Origin of the sequence: Streptomyces dangxiongensis (assembly GCF_003675325.1) — a bacterium.
Taxonomy (GTDB): Bacteria; Actinomycetota; Actinomycetes; order Streptomycetales; family Streptomycetaceae; genus Streptomyces; species Streptomyces dangxiongensis.
The window spans coordinates 2625404-2639755 of the sequence record NZ_CP033073.1 but is presented as its reverse complement, the minus strand read 5'-3'; the positions used below and the strand labels follow the sequence as shown (position 1 = coordinate 2639755).

At 71.1% G+C, this 14352-nt stretch carries 10 protein-coding genes, 1 tRNA gene and 1 pseudogene; 5 read left to right on the top strand and 7 right to left on the bottom strand.

Annotated elements, in window-relative coordinates:
- Positions 1-46 precede the first annotated feature (46 nt).
- The 7 genes from D9753_RS11500 to D9753_RS11470 all read right to left on the bottom strand — a co-directional run bounded on the left by D9753_RS11500 (position 47) and on the right by D9753_RS11470 (position 7949).
- On the bottom strand, positions 47-3499 hold the full coding sequence (locus D9753_RS11500) for a DEAD/DEAH box helicase family protein (protein ID WP_121786928.1): 3453 nt from the start codon (positions 3497-3499) through the stop codon (positions 47-49).
- Between the two features lie 139 nt (positions 3500-3638).
- Positions 3639-4832, bottom strand: coding sequence for a restriction endonuclease subunit S domain-containing protein (locus D9753_RS11495; protein WP_121786927.1), 1194 nt, complete (start codon positions 4830-4832; stop codon positions 3639-3641).
- On the bottom strand, positions 4829-6367 hold the full coding sequence (locus D9753_RS11490) for a type I restriction-modification system subunit M (protein WP_121786926.1): 1539 nt from the start codon (positions 6365-6367) through the stop codon (positions 4829-4831). The genes D9753_RS11495 and D9753_RS11490 overlap by 4 nt, the downstream gene beginning before the upstream one ends.
- A gap of 61 nt (positions 6368-6428) precedes the next feature.
- Positions 6429-6626, bottom strand: coding sequence for a hypothetical protein (locus D9753_RS11485; RefSeq protein ID WP_121786925.1), 198 nt, complete (start codon positions 6624-6626; stop codon positions 6429-6431).
- 49 nt (positions 6627-6675) lie between these two features.
- Positions 6676-7089, bottom strand: a complete 414-nt coding sequence (locus tag D9753_RS11480; RefSeq protein ID WP_121786924.1) for a type II toxin-antitoxin system VapC family toxin — start codon at positions 7087-7089, stop codon at positions 6676-6678.
- The gene (locus D9753_RS11475; protein WP_121786923.1) at positions 7086-7349 is read right to left on the bottom strand and encodes a CopG family transcriptional regulator; all 264 of its coding nucleotides are present in this window, start codon (positions 7347-7349) and stop codon (positions 7086-7088) included. The genes D9753_RS11480 and D9753_RS11475 overlap by 4 nt, the downstream gene beginning before the upstream one ends.
- Before the next feature lie 528 nt (positions 7350-7877).
- Positions 7878-7949, bottom strand: a tRNA-Arg gene (locus tag D9753_RS11470).
- Between the two features lie 166 nt (positions 7950-8115).
- Between D9753_RS11470 and D9753_RS37835 the strand changes: the two are divergent.
- From D9753_RS37835 to thrC, 5 genes and pseudogenes are all read left to right on the top strand, one after another.
- Positions 8116-8574: pseudogene (locus D9753_RS37835) on the top strand (response regulator); the annotation flags it as partial.
- Between the two features lie 372 nt (positions 8575-8946).
- A complete protein-coding gene (gene nrtL, locus D9753_RS11460) occupies positions 8947-10122 on the top strand; it encodes an ArgS-related anticodon-binding protein NrtL (RefSeq protein WP_121786921.1) in 1176 nt (391 codons plus the stop codon).
- Between the two features lie 55 nt (positions 10123-10177).
- Positions 10178-11569, top strand: coding sequence for a diaminopimelate decarboxylase (gene lysA / locus D9753_RS11455; RefSeq protein WP_121786920.1), 1392 nt, complete (start codon positions 10178-10180; stop codon positions 11567-11569).
- 153 nt (positions 11570-11722) lie between these two features.
- Positions 11723-13015, top strand: coding sequence for a homoserine dehydrogenase (locus D9753_RS11450; protein ID WP_163010674.1), 1293 nt, complete (start codon positions 11723-11725; stop codon positions 13013-13015).
- A 6-nt stretch (positions 13016-13021) separates the two neighbouring features.
- Positions 13022-14080, top strand: a complete 1059-nt coding sequence (thrC, locus tag D9753_RS11445; protein ID WP_121786919.1) for a threonine synthase — start codon at positions 13022-13024, stop codon at positions 14078-14080.
- The last annotated feature ends 272 nt before the right edge of the window (positions 14081-14352 follow it).

Below are 14352 nucleotides of genomic sequence, written 5' to 3'. Positions count from 1 at the left end.
CGGCCCTCCGCGCGGGCCGCGGGGCCGGCCTGCGCCCCCGGTCGGCTCAGGCCGTCGCGGACGACGGCAGGTCGGCCCCGCTGTTGAACCGGCGGATGACCTCGACCAGCGGGACCGGGTCGGGGAACACCCCCGAGACCCCGGACGGGTCGTCCCGGTTGAACGGGTCCTCCCACAGCAGACCGGGGTCGAGCGCGCCGTTGTCGGTCAGATGGTCGATGACCAGGCGCACGAAGTCCTGCTGGGCCCGGGTGGCACCCGCGTCCTGGAGGAACGCGGCGAACGCCTCCTCGACGGCCTCGCGTTCCAGACCGACGAGGGAACGGACGAACCTGCCCAGGCCGTGGGCCCGTTCGGCGGCGGCGTGCACGTCGGCCTCCGTACCGATCCGGGCATCCACGAGCATGCGGCCCAGCTCGTCCAGGTCCTGCTGGGTCAGCGTCCTGTTCCGGCGGAGCTTCTGCAGGGCCAAGTGGTTCAGGTTCCCGGCCAGATAGGCCTGCGCCTTCTGCCGGAACCGCTTGGCGTTGACGCCCTTGGCCGCGGCGGTCAGCTCGATCTCCCGTACCTCGCCCAACTCCTCGGCCAGATCCGTGTAGACGATTCTCTGCTGGTCCCGGGTGATCAGCCCGACCAGGCCGCGCATCCGCAGGCGCGCGACCTCCACCATGGCAGCGGTGACGTCCTGCCACCACTCCTCGCCGGCCACGTCGTCCAGCAGCGCGACCTGGGCCGCGATCTGGTGCACGTCCCGGTTCTCCAGCAGCGCCGAGGCGATGGCCCGCACGTTCTCCCGCACCCGTGCCACGTCGATGTCCGGGCGCAGGGTGCCCAGTTGGAGAGTGAGCATCATCAGGTCGAAGCGCCTGGCCTTCTCGTCCGTGCCGTCCCCGCGGTCGGCGGTGGGCAGGTCGCCCAGGTTCTCGACGAGGTCACCCAGGTCCTGGGGGTCGGCGGCCCGGATCCGCTCGCGTGACCAGGCCCCGCGGTCGGCGTAGGCCTCCGCCCAGGAGCGGTGGTCGCGGACGATGAAGTTGTCCAGGTTCATCCCGGTCACGGTCTCGTGCAGCCGCGCGGCGACGGCGTCGCGCAAGCCGGCCAGCTCCGCACCGGGATCGTCAAGAAGGTCGATGGTGCGCAGCAGATCCACGCGGGCGGCGAACGTGCGGGAGCGCAGCGACCTGGCCACCCGTCCCTCGGCACGAGGCAGGTCCTGGTTGAACCACTCCGCGTTGCCGAGCAGGTCGAAGACGAAGAAGTCCTCCTTGTCCCGGCCGGGCCCGTACAGGTCGGGACGCAGACGGGTGCCGCGGCCGATCATCTGCCAGAACTTCGAGGAGGTGAACACCCGTTTGAAGAACACCAGGTTGGCGACCTCGGGCACGTCCACGCCGGTGTCGAGCATGTCGACGGACACGGCGATGTCGGGCTGCCCGGCCGGGTCGGAGAACTCGTCCAGGGTCGTCTGGGCGCGGTCGTCCGAGGAGATGATCACGCGCGCGGCCTTGCCGGCCAGGTGGGGGTAGGCGTGGTCGAACCGCTCCACGATGTAACGGGCGTGCCGCTGGTTCTTCGCGAAGACGATCGTCTTGGCGATCCGGTCACCGGCCTCGACCCGGTGGCCCTTCTCCATCAGGAACTTCAGGGCCTTGTCGATGGTGTCCGTGTTGAACAGCCAGTCGTTCAGGGCCTCGCCGTCCACGTCCTCGGGCGGTTCGGCCCCCTCACCCCAGTCCAGTGCGTCCCACTGGTCCTTCTCCTCGTCCGACAGTTGCTCGTAGTGCACGCCCTGCCGGGGGAACTTCAGGGGCACGTCGATGACGCGCGGGGGCACGAGCCACTGGTCCTCGATGGCCCGGTGCAGTGGGTAGAAGTCGGTGGGGACGCCCTGTTCGAGCCCGAACAGCGAGTAGGTGTTGCGGTCCACCTCGTCCTTGGGGGTGGCGGTCAGGCCCACCAGCAGCGCGTCGAACCACCGGAAGATGTGCCGGTACTTGCGGTACACCGACCGGTGGGCCTCGTCGACGACGACGAGGTCGAAGAAGCCCGGCCCGAACCTGCGGGTCCCGTCGTCGTCGAACCTGTCGATCTCGAACATCATCTTCGAGTACGTGGACACGTAGACGCGGGCCTTGTCGGCCTGGTCCGCCTCCCGCAGGTCCACGGCCGGCACGTCCGGCAGGTTCCTGCCGAACGCGCGCACCGTCTGGCGCACCAGCGCGTTCCGGTCGGCCAGGAACAGCACGCGACGCACCCACCCGGCCTTCAGCAGGGTCTCCACCAGGCCGATCACCGTGCGGGTCTTGCCCGTGCCGGTGGCCATGACCAGCAGCGCTCCCCGCTGGGCCCGGTCGTCGAATTCCTCGGCGACGGCGCGGACGGCGCGGCTCTGGTAGTCCCGGCCGGCGATGTCCGCGGCTCGTCCGGGCAGCGGCACGCCGTGGATCGCCCGCCGGTTCCTGCGGCGCTGCTGCATCCACTCCAGCTCGTCGCGGGTGTAGAAGCCCGCGACCGTCCGCGGCGGGTACCCGGGCCCGTGCCGGTAGCCGCCGTCGTCGTAGATGCGGTGCTCGTTGCCGTTGGTGGTGAAGATGACCGGGCGGCGCCCGTACATCCTCTCCAGACCGTCGGCGTACATCTCGGCCTGCTTGAGACCGTCCATCGGGTCCCGGCCGGTGCGCTTGGCCTCCACGACGGCCAACGGCAGCCCGTCGTCGCCCCACAGCACGTAGTCGGCGTACCCCGTGCCACCGTCCGCCGCCGCCCCGGGCACCGGGAACTCCCGGTCACGGTCCTCGGCCAGGGGCCAGCCGGCCTCGGCCAGCAGGGCGTCGACCAGATCGCTGCGGGTGGTCGCCTCGTCGTAGTCGTGCGTGTCCGCCAGCCTGGAGTTGGCCTCCTTGGCCGCCTGCGCGAGCGCCCTGGCCAGCTCGGCCTCCAGCTCGGAGTTCCGGGCCCGCTCCGCCTCCAGGGCCTCGGCCCCGGCCGCCAGCTCCGCGTCCAGGGCCTCGATCTGCGCGCGCGTCCTGCGGGCCGGGTCCCGCGTCCCGGCCGTGGCGCCGGGCGCCGGCAGCGCGGCGGGGTCGAACGTCAGCGAGGACGGCACCGAACCGGGGTGCCGGGTGTAGGTGCGGGCCAGCCAGTACAGGCTGTGGAACAGCGCGCGCAGCGAGGCGACCGCGTGCTGCACCGTCACCTTCGTCATCGTGGTGTCGTGCGCCGCGCGGTTCCCGGTCCGGCGCACCAGATGCATCTTGTCCAGCAGATCGGGGCCGACCAGGGCCCTGAACGCCGGCTCGGCCAGGCGGCCGTTGAGATCGTCCCGGTACGGCCGGCCCAGCGCGCCGTCGTAGGCGTACAGCCAGCCGACCGCGGCCTCCAGGGCGCGGCGGGAGTAGATGCCGGACGCGTACGGGTCGAAGCGGGCGTACTGCTCGGCACGGCCGGCCAACTCGTACAGATCAGGCCACTCGGCCTTGACGAACTCGAACGTACCCACCCCTGGAACTCCCCCGCTCCCGCGTCCCCTTGACGTTGCCGTGATCAGTCAACCAGCCCCCACGCCACACACACCAGGCCCGCCGGACCATGATCGTGAGCGAGCGCCGCCGCCGCGGGGTCCGCGGACACGGCGACCGTCAGAGGTCACCGCGGAACGCGCGGGCCTGGAGCGAGGCGAACAGCGTGTCCAGCTCGGCCAGGTGCGCCTGGTACCGCCGGCGTACGGTGTCGACCTGCCGCACCTCGGCCGCGAACCGTTCCTGGTCGTGCGGGTCCGGAAGCGGGAACGTGATCGCGCCGAGGCCCTTCTGGTTCACCTTGTAGGTGCCGTTGGTCGTTCTGGCCACCGACCTGATCTGCGCCCGCACGTCAGGTGTCCGCCACGCCACGGCCAGGAACTCGGGAACCGCTCGCCGGGTGTCTATGACACCGCCGATCACGGTGTCGGGGAAGATCAGGGGGCGCCCCTCGGCGTCGGGCCGTCCCACCACCCCCACTCCGACCAGTTCCGGGTTCCCGTTACCCCGGGAGATGAGGAAGGAGTTCTCCGCCACGAGCTGGGCCGCGGAAGGCTTCTTGGCGAACTCCGCCTCCCTGGATTCCGCAGGCCGGTACACGCCGCTCGTCACCGCCGACAACGTCAGCACGCGAGCGGTGATGTTCCCCGCGGTCGCGGGGGACAGCCCGTTGGAGAGACCGTCCACGAGGACGTGTTCGAGCGTGGTCCGGGCGATGTGCCGGTCCGCCGCGAACTCCTTCTGGTACGCGGCGACGACGACGTCGTCCAGGAGGGCGATCGCGGCCCGCCGCTTCGCCCGGAGACCGTCGGTGTGATCGAGGATCCGGGCGATCCGCCGCTGTTCCGCCTCCGGCGGCACCGCGGGAAGCGTCAGACCGAGGAAGTCCTCCACCGAGGAACGCCGGCGCCGCGGTACCGAGCCGAACGCGATCGAGTCGTACTTCTGGATCATCGGGCCGGACAGAAGGACGTACCGCAGGTACGCGGGGTCGTAGCCGTCCCGCACCCTGAAGGTCGGATACAGCGGTGAGATCACCCCGGACTCGAACCGCGAGTTGAGCGCCAGCGCACCCGCCCACAGCAGGTAGGGGTTGAAGGCGAAGTCGTTCTCCCGGATGACCTTGTACTTGGAGACGTCGGTGGTGGCCAGCCGCTTGTGGAAGCGCTCGTCCTGCCGGACGAATCCGTTCCGCTCGGTGAGGGTGAGGACCGGGGGCTCCTCGGCGGCCCCGAGTGTCTCGGTGAACTCCTCCAGGGCGTCCCCCACCCGCAGCGCGGTGGTGTCGCCGGGCCCGGCCGAGGGGGCGCTCACGCGAGCATCCCTTCCAGCTCCTCGAGACCCGTACGGATCTGGGCGTCCAGCTTCTTCAGGTTCTCGATGATGTCGGCGGGCTCGGGATACTCGACCTCCTCGTGCACCACTTCCTTGTACCGGTTGATGGAGAGGTCGTAGTCGTTCGCCGCTATCTCGGCCCGGGGGACCGTGAAGGACTGCTCCGTGCGCGGGCGTGACCTCTCGGACGTCTCGCGCTCGGCCCAGCGGCGCAGGACGTCGGGCAGGTTGTTCCGCTCGTGGTCGGCCTCCACGAACTCACCGGCGGGCACCGGGCCGAACCGGTCCGCCGGCACCAGCATCGTGCGCTTGTCGTCGAGGCTCATGCCGTCGGACTTCACGTCGTAGAACCACACGTCGTCCGTGCCGCCCACGCCGGTCCTGGTGAAGAACAGGATCGCGGTGGAGACGCCCGCGTACGGCTTGAAGACCCCGGAGGGCAGCTTGACGATCGCCGACAGATGGTGGTCCTCCACCAGCGTCCTGCGAAGCTTGCGGTGCGCCGCCGAGGAACCGAACAGCACACCGTCCGGCACGACCACCGCCGCCCGGCCGCCCGGCTTGAGCAGCCGCAGGAACAACGCCAGGAACAGCAGCTCGGTCTTCCTGGTCTTGAGGTCCCTGAGCAGGTCCTTGCTGACCTGCTCGTAGTCCAGCGACCCGGCGAACGGCGGATTGGCCAGGATGAGCGAGTACTTGTCCTCGTCGTGGCCCGCCTGCTGGGACAGGGAGTCCCGGTGCTGGATGTCGGGGTTCTCGATCCCGTGCAGCAGCATGTTCATCGAGCCGATGCGCAGCATGTGCGGGTCGGTGTCGAAACCGTGGAACATGTCGTGGTGGAAGTGCCGGCGCCCTTCCTCGGTCCGCAACACCTGCGCGTGGTGCCTGCGCACGTACTCCTCGGCCACGACCAGGAAGCCGGCGGTGCCGCAGGCCGGGTCGATGATGACGTCGTCCGCGCGGGGAGCCGTCATGTTGACCATCAGATCGATGATGTGCCGCGGCGTACGGAACTGGCCGTTGGTCCCCGAGGTGGACAGCTTGCCGAGCATGTACTCGTACAGGTCGCCGTTGGTGTCCCGGTTCTGCATCGGGATGTCCGACAGCAGCCCGACGACCTTGTCGAGCATGTACGCGTTCGGGACGGTCAGCCGGGCGTGCTCCATGTGCTGCGAGAACGTGGAACCGTCCACACCCAGGGTCTGGAGGAACGGGAAGACCCGCTTGTCCACGACCTCGTACATGCGGTCGGGATCGAGGTTGCGGAACACCGACCAGCGCAGGTCGTTCCAGTCCCGGCCCTGCTCGTCGGTGCCCTCGGGGAAGATCCCGCCGGTGACGGGCCGGCCGAGCACCTGAGCACGCTGGAGCGCGGCGGTGTGCAGGTCGTCCAGGCGGCGGATGAACAGCAGGTAGGTGATCTGCTCGATCACGTCCGTGGGATTGGAGATTCCGCCCGACCAGAACGTGTCCCAGACGCGGTCGATCCTGGCCTTGATGTCACCGGTGATCACGCCCCGAATGATACGTCGCCCCTCCCGACCGACCGGTCCCGGCGGAGGCCTCACACCACGGTCACCGGACCGGCACGTAGGCGTACACCGGCATGGCGTTCCGGTAGTGCCGGTCATGCGCGTGCAACTGGACGTAACCGCTCCGGAGCTGATCGATGCGCCGCTGATCCTCGGAAGCCCACTGCTCCACCAGCCGGACCCGCTCCTCCCGCTCCAGCCTCCGCCACTCGGCCCGCCGGGCCAGAACCTGAGTGATCACAGCGGAGGCGGCGTTCCCACCCACACCGACGACAGCGACGACCACGGACTCAGATCTTGATGACCGTCGCGCGCGACCCGCAGAGTGCGTTGAGATCTTCCGGGTCCGACGTGAGGATGGTGACGGGCCCGGGGGCGGCGAGGGCGGTCGCGCTCAGCATGGCATCGATCGCATGCCTGTGGCCGTGCAGGCCGGCCTCGGCCAGAAGGGCTGAAGCATGGCGGGCGATCGGTTCGGTGACCGGCTCCACGATGACGCGGGAGAGGGTCCATTCCAGTGCGGGGCGGTTGACGCGTGGGTGAACGACTTCCACCAGGGTGGCCGCGGACGTGATCACGCGCAGGTCGTCGGCGCGGGCGAGGGCGAGCCAGACGGTGACCGTTCGGTCCCGCAGCACGGCCTTGGCCAGTCCTTCGCTGTCGAGCACCAGCGTGCCGCCTGGGGTGGCCGACGGAGGCGTCACGCCGCACTCTTCCCGTCACCGGCCTGCTGCGCGCGTGCGTGGTGCAGCTGATCGCGCACGGCCTGCACCTCGTCCTCGGTGATGGGGCCGTGTTCCGCCTCCGCGACCTGGATGAGTTCGTTGAGGTTGTCACGCTCGATCTGCCGGGCGACGGCGGCGGCGACATAGGCGGACAGGCCGGAAGGGCCACTGCGGGCGCGGGCGGCGTCGGCGATGTCCCGGGGCATCGTGATCGAGTACTTCTGAGTGGGCTCGCTCATACTCCTTATGCTACCGCTGATGCTACCGACCGGGTGTGAAGCTCACCTCGGCGATATCGCAGCCCGGCCTTCGTCCAGCGACCCTGGTGGTACGGAGTAGGACAGGGTGCGCGTACTGCCCACCTCATGACCCACGGCGAGGCGGGCACCGGCCCACTGGCCCGGACAGGACCGCCGGGGGACGTGCTCCTGCCGGCCCAGAACCCCTCCCACCGCGCTTGCGTGGACGACGGATGCGGCTCGTGCGGACCTGCCCGGCACCGGCAGCACCACGATCCTCAAAGGGGGCTGTTCGGCGACCTGATCGCCCAGGGCGGGAGAGTCCTGCTGGGGTCTCGGCCACCGGCATCGCCTGGACAGGGCCCGCTGGGGTCAGGGCCAACCCGGGCCGAACCCAAGATCCTCCCCACGGAAGCCCACAGACTCCGGCTCACGACCGCTCAGCGCTGCTTTACGCCCACACGAACGCGAAGACCCCGGCCTCAGCGTTTCCGCTGGTGACGGGGTCTTTGGGCACCGTATGAAGGGTGCCCCCGGCAGGATTCGAACCTGCGCACACGGCTCCGGAGGCCGTTGCTCTATCCCCTGAGCTACGGGGGCGTGTCTGGCGTTGAGCTTCTCGCTCGCGGCGACGGGTAGAACACTAGCAGGTCCGCGGGGGTGATCAGGAACCCGTTTGCGCGGGTGGGGGTGGGCGCGTCCCCGGTAGGGGGTGGAAGTGGGGAAAACCCGGACGCGGTGGCCGGTGCCGACCTACTCTCGACGTGTGCCAGGCGCTCCCGGTCGGGTGCTTGTTGTGGACGACAACAAGGTCATCCGGCAGCTGATCAGGGTCAATCTCGAGCTGGAAGGGCTTGAGGTCGTGACCGCGGCCGATGGTGCCGAGTGTCTGGACGTGGTGCATCAGGTGCAGCCCGACGTCATCACGCTCGATGTCGTCATGCCCCGGCTGGACGGGCTGCGCACCGCCGCCCGGCTCCGTGCCGATCCCCGTACGCGCCATCTGCCCCTCGCCATCATCAGCGCGTGTACGCAGTACGAGGTCGAGACCGGCCTCGATGTCGGCGTGGACGCCTTCCTCGCCAAGCCCTTCGAACCCGCCGAGCTGGTGCAGCTCGTCAAGGACCTCATCGAGCGCCGCACCGGGCACGAGGGCCACGGGGGAGAGGCCCACGGGGGTGGGGGAGACGGCGGCGGGGGCGGTGGCCAAGGAGGCGGAGGCAGCGGGGGCGGTCCGGCTCCGGGGGATGGTGGTACCGGGGCGGGTGAGGGCGGGGCCTCCGGTACGCACGGTGTGTCCGGGTGCGGCGGCGGATCCGGCCGCGATGACTCCCCAGGCGCCGACGGGGTCTCCGACGGTGTCCCGGGCGGGATGGCCCGCGGAGGGTAGGGCCGTAGGGGCCGAGACCCGCGGAGGGTCAGGGCGGCGGCACCCGCTGACGGTGGAGCGGCGGAGCCGCGGAGCGCAGGGCGGCGGGATCCGCAGGGGGTATGGGCAGTGGGTGCCGCCGAGCCTCTTGCGGTGGGACCGCGCAGCGCGGGGCCGCACGGATAACCGCCTCGCGTACCCACCCCCTTCCTCCCCTACGCTTGTCCCGTGACACCCGTCGAGCTCTCCCGCACCGTGCTGCACGCGGTGCGTCGTGCTGTCGACGACGGAGAGCTGAGCGTGACCGTGCCCGAGCGGGCCGTGGTGGGCGAGCCGGGGCCCGGAGGCTGCGGGGACTACGCCACCACCATCGCGCTCCAGCTCGCCCGGCCGGCCGGGCAGCCCCCGCTGCGGGTCGCCGAGATCCTGCGGCCCCGCCTCGCCGACGCCGCCGGCATCCGGGACGTCGTCGTCACCGGGCCCGGGTTCCTCAACATCACCCTCGCCGCGCAGGCCGATCCCGTGAGCGGGCTGGTGCGCGAGATCCTCGACAAGGGCGTCCGGTACGGGCACGGGGACGCCCTCGCCGGGCAGGTCGTCGCGCTGCGCGTGCCGTACGAGGTACGGGCCGAGGTCGTCGCCGACGTGGTCGTACGGCTCGTCGGGGCGCAGGGCGGCCGGGCCACCGTCGAGCACGGCGAACCCGTGGACCTGCGGCCCGTGCCCGCCCCGGAGGACCCCGCCCCGCTCGGCCCCGACGCCGCCCGGTGGGCCCTGCTCCACCCGGCCCCGCACGACCGGCCCCGGATCAGCGCCGACCATCTGGTGCAGCGGGAGAACAACCCCCTCTTCCGTGTCCGGTACGCCCACGCCCGTATCCGGTCCCTCAGCCGCAACGCCGTCCGCCTTGGCTTCGCCGCCGAACCCGGGCCCGTGGCAGCCACCCGCCACGGCCACCCCATCGGAGACGCCGGTGCCACCCACCACGGCGACGACGTGCCCACCACCGCCGCCCCTCGTCACGGGGACGACGCCCTGGACGACGCTGCCCCTCGTCACGGTGACGGCACCCCGGACGCCGGTGGGGCCCACTACGGCCACCCCGCTGCCGCCCACTACGCCCACCCCACCGGGGACGCTGCCCTCCGCCCGCTTCTGACTTCCCTCGCCGACCACCCCCGCATCCTCGCCGCGGCCGCCACCCACCGTGCCCCGGACCGGGTTGCCCGGCATCTCGTGACCGTCGCCGATGCCGTGCTGCCCTTTCTGCCCTCCGTGCTTCCCCTCGGGGAGGAGAAACCCTCGGCCGCCCACCGTGCCCGGCTGGCCCTCGCCGAAGCTGCCGGGACGGTGCTGGCCGGCGGCCTGTCCCTGCTCGGCATCGACGCACCCGAACATCTCTGAGGCGCCGAGAGCAGTCTGCGTCCCGGAGAGAGACAGAGAGTCTGAGAGTCACGTCATGAGCCGTTCCGCCCATCCCGCCGGGCCCCGCCACGCCGACGTCCTGCCCGAGGGGCACTACTCCGGCCCGCCCGCCGACCTCAACACCCTCGACCCCAAGGTGTGGGCCCGGACCGTCGGCCGTAACGACGACGGCGTCCTCACCGTCGGCGGGATCCCCGCCACCCGGCTCGCCGAGGAGTTCGGCACCCCCGCCTACATCCTCGACGAGGCCGACTTCCGGGCTCGTGCCCGCGCCTGGCGTACCGCGTTCGGCCCGGACGCCGACGTGTTCTACGCCGGGAAGGCCTTCCTTTCCCGGGCCGTCGTGCGGTGGCTGTACGAGGAGGGGCTCAATCTCGACGTCTGCTCGGGCGGCGAGCTGGCCACCGCCCTGAGCGCCGGCATGCCTCCCGAACGCATCGCCTTCCACGGCAACAACAAGTCCGTCGCGGAGATCACCCGGGCCGTCGAGGCGGGCGTCGGACGCGTCGTCCTCGACTCCTTCCAGGAGATCGTGCGGGTCGCGCACATCGCGCAGTCGCTCGGCCGGCGCCAGCCGGTCCAGATCCGGATCACCGTGGGCGTGGAGGCACACACCCACGAGTTCATCGCCACCGCCCACGAGGACCAGAAGTTCGGGATCCCGCTCGCCGGGGGGCAGGCCGCGGAGGCCGTGCGCAGGGCGCTGTACCTCGACGGGCTGGAACTGATCGGGATCCACTCCCACATCGGGTCGCAGATCTTCGACATGTCCGGTTTCGAGGTCGCCGCCCACCGCGTGGTCCGGCTGCTGCGGGACGTCCGGGACGAGCACGGGGTCGAGCTGCCCGAGATCGACCTGGGCGGCGGGCTCGGTATCGCCTACACCAGCGACGACGACCCCCGTGAGCCGCACGAGATCGCCAAGGCGCTCACCGAGATCGTCACGCGCGAGTGCGACGCGGCCGGGCTGCGGACCCCGCGGATCTCCGTCGAGCCGGGGCGGGCCATCGTCGGGCCGACCGCCTTCACGCTCTACGAGGTCGGCACCGTGAAGCCGCTGGAGGGGCTGCGGACGTACGTGTCCGTCGACGGCGGCATGTCCGACAACATCCGGACGGCGCTGTACGACGCCGAGTACAGCGTCGCGCTGGTGTCGCGGGCCTCCGACGCCGAGCCCGTGCTCGCCCGCGTCGTCGGCAAGCACTGCGAGAGCGGGGACATCGTGGTCAAGGACGCGTTCCTGCCCGCGGACCTGGCGCCGGGCGACCTGATCGCCGTACCGGCGACGGGCGCGTACTGCCGGTCCATGGCCAGCAATTACAACCACGTGCTCCGGCCGCCGGTCGTCGCCGTGCGGGACGGCGAGGCCCGGGTGATCGTCCGGCGCGAGACGGAGGAGGACCTCCTGCGTCTCGACGTCGGGTGACCGGTCCCCACGGAAACCGCGGGGTGGAAGATCTACGGCTCTGCGCCCCCGTACAAATGAAATAGATGTCTCACGATCCGGACGAAGGGTAGAAACTGTCGTCCGGTGAGTGAGACTGGTCCAACCGTAGACGGTATGAGGAAACGAGGTCGGATGATGCGTACGCGTCCGCTGAAGGTGGCGCTGCTGGGCTGTGGAGTGGTCGGCTCAGAGGTGGCGCGCATCATGACGACGCACGCCGACGACCTCGCCGCCCGGATCGGCGCCCCGGTGGAACTCGCGGGCGTCGCGGTCCGGCGGCCCTCCAAGGTCCGGGAGGGCATCGACCCGGCCCTCGTCACCACCGACGCCACCGCCCTCGTCAAACGCGGCGACATCGACGTGGTCGTCGAGGTCATCGGCGGGATCGAGCCCGCGCGGACCCTCATCACCACCGCCTTCGAACACGGCGCCTCCGTCGTCTCCGCCAACAAGGCGCTGCTCGCCCAGGACGGGGCCGCGCTGCACGCCGCCGCCGGACAGCACGGCAAGGACCTCTACTACGAGGCCGCCGTCGCCGGTGCCATCCCGCTGATCCGGCCGCTGCGCGAGTCCCTCGCCGGCGACAAGGTCAACCGCGTCCTCGGCATCGTCAACGGGACCACCAACTTCATCCTCGACAAGATGGACTCCACGGGGGCGGGCTACCAGGAGGCCCTGGACGAAGCCACCGCCCTCGGGTACGCGGAGGCCGACCCGACCGCCGACGTCGAGGGCTTCGACGCCGCCGCCAAGGCCGCGATCCTCGCCGGCATCGCCTTCCACACCCGCGTGCGGCTCGACGACGTCTACCGCGAGGGCATGACCGAGGTCACCGCCGCCGACTTCCGCTCGGCCACCGAGATGGGCTGCACCATCAAGCTGCTCGCCATCTGTGAGCGCGCCAGGGACGGGGCGTCGGTCACCGCGCGCGTGCATCCGGCGATGATCCCGCTCAGCCACCCGCTCGCCTCGGTGCGCGGCGCGTACAACGCCGTCTTCGTGGAGTCCGACGCGGCCGGGCAGCTCATGTTCTACGGCCCCGGCGCCGGCGGTTCCCCGACCGCCTCCGCCGTCCTCGGCGACCTGGTCGCCGTCTGCCGCAACCGGCTCAACGGCACCACCGGGCCCGGTGAGTCGGCGTACGCCGACCTGACCGTCTCCTCGATGGGAGAGGTCGTCACCCGGTACCACATCAGCCTCGACGTGGCCGACAAACCGGGCGTGCTCGCCCAGGTCGCCACCGTCTTCGCCGAGCACGGCGTCTCCATCGACACCGTTCGGCAGCAGGGCAAGGACGGCGAGGCATCCCTCGTCGTCGTCACCCACCGGGCCTCCGACGCCTCCCTCACCGGTACCGTCGAGGCACTGCGCAAGCTCGACACCGTGCGGGGTGTCGCCAGCATCATGCGGGTTGAAGGAGAGTAACCAGCAATGACCCACCAGTGGCGCGGAATCATCGAGGAGTACCGGGACAGGCTTCCGGTATCCGACACCACGCCGGTCGTGACGCTCCGCGAGGGCGGCACACCCCTCGTGCCCGCGCAGGTGCTCTCCGAGCGCACGGGCTGCGAGGTCCACCTGAAGGTGGAGGGAGCCAACCCCACCGGGTCCTTCAAGGACCGCGGCATGACCATGGCCATCAGCAGGGCCAAGGAGGAGGGGGCCAAGGCGGTCATCTGCGCCTCCACCGGCAACACCTCCGCCTCCGCCGCCGCGTACGCCGTGCGCGCCGGCATGGTGTCCGCGGTCCTCGTGCCGCAGGGCAAGATCGCGCTCGGCAAGATGGGCCAGGCCCTCGTGCACGGCGCGAAGATCCTCCAGGTGGACGGCAATTTCGACGACTGCCTCACCCTCGCGCGCGCACTGAGCGAGAACTACCCGGTGGCGCTGGTGAATTCGGTCAACCCGGTGCGCATCGAGGGCCAGAAGACGGCCGCCTTCGAGATCGTGGACATGCTCGGCGACGCGCCGGACATCCATGTCCTGCCGGTCGGCAACGCGGGCAACATCACGGCCTACTGGAAGGGCTACCGGGAGTACGCCGCCGACGGCATCGCCGCCCGGACGCCCCGCATGTGGGGTTTCCAGGCCTCCGGCAGCGCCCCGATCGTGCGCGGCGAGATCGTCAAGGACCCGTCGACCATCGCCACCGCCATCCGCATCGGCAACCCCGCCTCCTGGCAGTACGCCCTGGCCGCGCGGGACGAGTCCGGCGGTGCCATCGACGAGGTGACGGACCGTGAAATCCTGCGCGCCTACCGGCTGTTGGCCGCACAGGAGGGTGTCTTCGTGGAGCCCGCCTCCGCCGCCTCCGTGGCCGGTCTGCTCAAGGCCGCCGAACAGGGCAAGGTCGACCCGGGGCAGCGCATCGTGTGCACCGTCACCGGCAACGGCCTGAAGGACCCCGACTGGGCCGTCGCCGGCGCCCCGCAGCCGGTCACCGTCCCGGTCGACGCGGCCACCGCGGCGGAGCGCCTCGGCCTCGCCTGACGGTCCCGGTCCCGTCCGACGGTCCCGCCTCACGGTCACGGTCGCGCCCGACGGTCACGGCCTCGGCCGAGCGTCGTGACCGTCGGGCCGCAGCACCCGGGCCGGATGCCCGGGGCCGGGTGATCCGGCCCTGTGCCCCGGTCCGGGCGCCCCCGCTCCGGGCGCCCCCGCTCCGGGCGCCCCCGCTCCGGGGCCGCCCCTGACAGGGGCACAAGGGGCTTTCGACACGCATCGTGCGCCTCCTGTGCGCCCTATGTCGCCACGCAACCTTC

Bases quoted from the DNA above. Each gene is read 5' to 3' on its own strand.
- D9753_RS11475 (WP_121786923.1), bottom strand. From the start codon at position 7,349: ATGAGCGAGCCCACTCAGAAGTACTCGATCACGATGCCCCGGGACATC.
- lysA (WP_121786920.1), top strand. From the start codon at position 10,178: ATGAGCCGTTCCGCCCATCCCGCCGGGCCCCGCCACGCCGACGTCCTG.
- D9753_RS11450 (WP_163010674.1), top strand. From the start codon at position 11,723: ATGATGCGTACGCGTCCGCTGAAGGTGGCGCTGCTGGGCTGTGGAGTG.
- thrC (WP_121786919.1), top strand. From the start codon at position 13,022: ATGACCCACCAGTGGCGCGGAATCATCGAGGAGTACCGGGACAGGCTT.